Origin of the sequence: Candidatus Desulfatibia sp. (genome assembly GCF_036446775.1) — a bacterium.
GTDB lineage: Bacteria > Desulfobacterota > Desulfobacteria > Desulfobacterales > UBA11574 > Desulfatibia_A.
Map to the genome: position 1 here is coordinate 1 of NZ_JAZFTO010000019.1, position 4372 is coordinate 4372.

A 4372-nucleotide genomic window follows, 5' to 3' on the forward strand; every position below is an offset into this window, starting at 1 on the left:
CTGCCGGACTCTTTATCCACGCCCATAAGCTGGATAACTTCATTATCTTTTGAAATGATTTCGGCCTCAAAATAGCTGCCGGCGTCGTTAATTCGTCCAACTTTCAGGTCCGGGTTCAGTCTTTTTACGTGCCGGGACACAATTTCAGAAGCCTGCTCTTGTGTTAAAGAGGGTCTGCGGGCCAGCTCACCTGTCGGATTGCGTCGTTGCGGCATATAGCTTTCGCCGCCCTGAGCCCCCACGCCGCAGGCACTGGCGTGTTTGGGCCCCCCAAAAAGTGTAATCCCAACGGCGATAACAGCCAGAGACAGAACGCTTATGATTATGATTCTCACTGGACTTTTCATTTCTAAACCTCCTTATATGAATGTCTTTTTATGTTAAAAGCATTAGTCGTGCCAGATTATTAAAAAATCGTGCTTTTTATTTTAACTTCTTTGATTATTTGGTTATTTTAACAATCTATTAATCGTTTTAAATCTACGGGAGATCAAAGCCTGGATACAAAGTATCCAATTGAAATCGTCAACCAGGCAAAAAGTAACCATACCATATTAGTCCTTTTCCACCAGCTCGCCGTCCGTGCTTTTTGAAAAAAACTCCCCGGTTGCTGTACTATTTAGGACGCAGGTATAGATTACAACTGTCGTAGTAGGCGTTCACAGGTTCGGGGTTCAGAAGTTCAGGGTTGCTTTTTTTGTTAACCTTTACTCACTAGTCCCGAACCTTGAACCCTGGTCGCCTACGGCGCCGCCAAAGGCGGGTAAACCTTTGAACCCTGAACCTCTGAACCTGTGAACGGTTACCTGTCGTAGGTGCATTAAAGAGTTAAGCGGCACCAGTCCCAAGCTACAAATCAAAGCTTATGGTTGCCAAAGGGAAACTGATTCGCAATGAGATTGAAAATGCTGGTTTTAACAGAGAAAGGAACTGTTTGTAAGATAAATTGGTGAGGATCGGGCGGTTGCCCTGGGACGAAATATTATACTAGCATTTTTGGGGCTAGGGTTGTTGGAAAAGTAATCTATTGCTGTAGATAGGCGGCATGGGGTTTTATCGTTGTCCGGTCTGACCGTCAAAGCGGCAATGTCCGGTACATCAATATTTTGGCCCTTTTCAAAATCGCAGGGAGCACTTTGATCTCCGGAACAGCATCCTTGGGATGCAGGTGGTGATTTAACTTCCATTCCATGCCGGGAAACCAACATGGAACTTTTCATGCAAGAACCATCCTTGCATTCTGGAACAGAGAAAGCCTTAGCTCCGGTTGCAAAAAGGCTCAGGCTGAAAAACAGAGCAAGTGAGATGCAAAAGGCTTTTCGAATTATCGTTTTGGATTTAGGATGCATAAAATCTAAAATTAAAGCATGACGTCTTTAATGTCAATATACTATATGTTATTTGTTAAAGACGTAACTTCTCAACAACCTCGGGGAAAAAGCCCGGCAATTTTCTAAACCCCAACTAATTGATAACTTACCTCATTTTTGGTTTATATACTCGCATATCCTTTTATACGTCAATTCCGAATTCTGTATGCAGTCGCCCACAGAAATCCCGCCGCGGTAATTACCGCTTAAAAAAATACCGGGATTGTCGGCTTCAAACTTTTCAAAGTATCTTTCGTGCTCGATATATCCCAGGCTGTACTGTGGAATGGCTTTGGGCCACATCTTTTCCTTAATAAATACAGGGTCACTATTAATATTCATTATTTCTTTGAACTCTTTTATGACACGGTCGACAAGCTTATCATTTTCATTATCAAACAATTCCGGAGATCGCGCGCCCCCGATAAATAAGGTAAATGCCGCCAGATTATTTTTGGCCCGGTAAGGGAATATTGTTGAACTCCAGATGGTACCCAAAAACCTTTTATTTTCCTTTTCCGGAATTAAAAACCCGAATCCGTCCAGCGGCCGACCGACAGTCTCTTGCCGGAATCCTAAATACAGCACTTTTACAGGAGGATAATAAATTTTATTAAAATGGTTAATTAATTGAGTCTCCTTATCATCAAAAATAGCAGCAGCCTGATAAGCCGGAACTGTAGATAGTATTATATCCGCAACAATTTCTTTTGATTTATCGGCATGCTTGTACAAAACTTTAAATTTTGTTGCTGATTTTGCTACTTTTTCAACATTGCAGTTGTACTTGATTTTATCGCCTAATTTGCCGGCAATTGCTTCCGGCAAGGACTGCATCCCTTTTTTGAATGAAAACAACCTGGCGCTTTGTTTGGATTGCTCTGCCTGTCTTTTCCTTTCTCTTGCACCTAAAACCAGCCCTTTGAACAGACCTCCATATAATTCTTCCAGCCGGTATAACTTGGGGAAAGCTGATTTAACGCTAAGGTTGTCAGGATTGCCCGCAAACACTCCGGCAACAAAAGGATTTATGGCATAATCAAGAAATTCTCGTCCTAAGCGTCTTTTTACAAATTCAGAAACGCTTTGGTAATATCCTTCTTTGGATTTTCCCACAAATGGTTCAGCCAAAAGACGCAATTTGGCTTTGGGTGTAAACAATTTTGTTTTTAAGAAAGCCGTCGGACTTGTAGGCAGGGCATGCAGCCGATTATTTCTTAAAATATATCTTTTGTCAGCCTTTTCATCGGCATAGATCATTTCGTCTTCAAGTCCTACCGCCGCAACGATCTTTCCGATTAATGGTGTGGTCTCCAACCCGCTGTTGGGTCCATAATCTATCAGAAATCCATCTTCGTGCCTGGTGACCATGGAACCGCCCGGTTCATTTTTTGACTCTAAAACTGTTACGTCAAACCCATCATTATGTAACCAAAAGGCAGTTGCAAGCCCTGATATACCCGCACCCAAAATCGTAATTTTAATTGTGCCTTTATCCATTTACTCTATATGCTTTGATTTAGTACCTATCTATCAAAATCGCATCATATTTGCGAAGGATTTATCTAACAAAATATTTTCGCCACCAAGACACCAAGACACGAAGTTAAATTATAATAAACAGTTGTTCTTTGTGTCTTGGTGCCTTTGTGGCTATTCTTTCTCTCCGAGGCGTAGGCTCTACGAGCCGGAGGCCGGTTTATCCGGGTTGGGTCTCATTATATTTGAAGCGCCTGGACAGCTAACTCTTTCAGAGCTGCGACAAACACTTTGGAATCGTTCAGTCCTTGCATGACAATAAAATTTTCGATGTTTTCTTTATCGGCAACAATTCTGTATTCAAAGTCAAGCTCAAACAAGGTTTCAATATGATCGGATACAAAACTTATCGGAACGATCAACAATTGTCTTTTTCTTTGAGCTGCCAGGTCTCTAATCATTTTATCGGTGGCAGGCTCGAGCCATTTGGCAGGGCCGACCTTGCTTTGAAAGCACAAATGATATTCATGCGAAAAATTACGCGCTTGCATGACACACGCAACGGTTGCTTTTATTTGCTTGGGATAAGGGTCTCCTTTTTCAGCTAAGCTTGCAGGCGTACCATGAGCACTGAATATAACCTGAATATCGTCGCGCACATCTTCAGGAAAGCGCAAAATCGTCTCATCAATTCTTTCATTTAAAGCCGAAATATATTTAGGGTTGTCAAAATAATCATAAACATATTTCAACCTGCCGGTGTCTCCCTGATACACTCTTCTCCATTCGTTAAATGACGATCCGGTGGTAGTTATTGAGTAATGGGGATAAAGGGGAAGCAATACTATTATGTCAAAGGTTTTTTTTGATATCGTTTCAGCGACATCCTTTATGGCTGGTTTCCAATAGCGCATGGCCGTATAAACTTCAACGTTGCCAATTACTTTTTGCAGTTCTTCCTGAAGTATGGATCGCTGCAATTCCGTCCACTCATTTATAGGAGATTTTCCTCCTATTTGTTGGTACTTTTCTCTTACTTTGGGGGCGCGCAGGCTGGACATTATTTTTGCAAATATTTTTTGCCCAACCGGTATCTTAAAAATATCATGATCGCTGAACAGATTAAATAAAAAGGGTTCTATGGCCTCCAAAGAGTCCGGTCCACCCAGATTAAAAAGAACTACGGCATATTTTTGCATAATAAAGTTTGTTTAGTCCTGAAAAATCTGGTCCTTCCCCGCGTGGCGGGATCTTCGATGGGCCAAGCCTGTCCCGCCTTGCGGGGGTCAGAGATATTTGGCTCGGCCTTGGAGTTTTGTGTCTAAAATCACAAATTCCAAGCACCAAACATTAAATAAATAACAAATCACAAGCACCAAATTTCAAATAAATCACAAATTCCAAGTCTCAAATTCCAAACAAGGGCTAAAACTATTTTTTTTATTCTTTTGTTTGTTATTTGTTTTTTCGGTCACCTGTCGAGAGCCTCTAGGTCGAACGATTGGAATTTATTTGTTATTTGT

General features: G+C 41.5%; 4 protein-coding genes. 1 reads left to right on the top strand and 3 read right to left on the bottom strand.

The window, feature by feature from the left end; genetic code table 11:
• On the bottom strand, window positions 1-347 hold a 347-nt coding region (locus tag V3S16_RS00885; protein ID WP_413882788.1), incomplete at its 3' end, for a hypothetical protein.
• Window positions 348-1206: 859 nt separating this feature from the next.
• On the opposite strand from V3S16_RS00885, the gene V3S16_RS00890 reads away from it, so the two are divergent.
• Window positions 1207-1371 (top strand): hypothetical protein, encoded by a 165-nt coding sequence (locus V3S16_RS00890; protein WP_413882789.1) that lies wholly within the window; start codon window positions 1207-1209, stop codon window positions 1369-1371.
• Window positions 1372-1481: 110 nt separating this feature from the next.
• Here V3S16_RS00890 and hemG read toward each other — a convergent pair whose 3' ends face one another.
• Together hemG and hemH are read right to left on the bottom strand one after the other, a co-directional pair.
• Complete coding sequence (gene hemG, locus V3S16_RS00895; RefSeq protein ID WP_413882790.1) at window positions 1482-2870, bottom strand: protoporphyrinogen oxidase; 1389 nt, start codon at window positions 2868-2870, stop codon at window positions 1482-1484.
• Window positions 2871-3088: 218 nt separating this feature from the next.
• Window positions 3089-4048: a ferrochelatase gene (hemH, locus tag V3S16_RS00900; protein ID WP_413882791.1), complete on the bottom strand. Its 960-nt coding sequence runs from the start codon at window positions 4046-4048 to the stop codon at window positions 3089-3091.
• Between the last annotated feature and the right edge of the window lie 324 nt (window positions 4049-4372).

Coding starts and splice junctions, on each gene's coding strand:
- hemG (WP_413882790.1), bottom strand. CDS start 2,870: ATGGATAAAGGCACAATTAAAATTACGATTTTGGGTGCGGGTATATCA.
- V3S16_RS00890 (WP_413882789.1), top strand. CDS start 1,207: ATGGAACTTTTCATGCAAGAACCATCCTTGCATTCTGGAACAGAGAAA.
- hemH (WP_413882791.1), bottom strand. CDS start 4,048: ATGCAAAAATATGCCGTAGTTCTTTTTAATCTGGGTGGACCGGACTCT.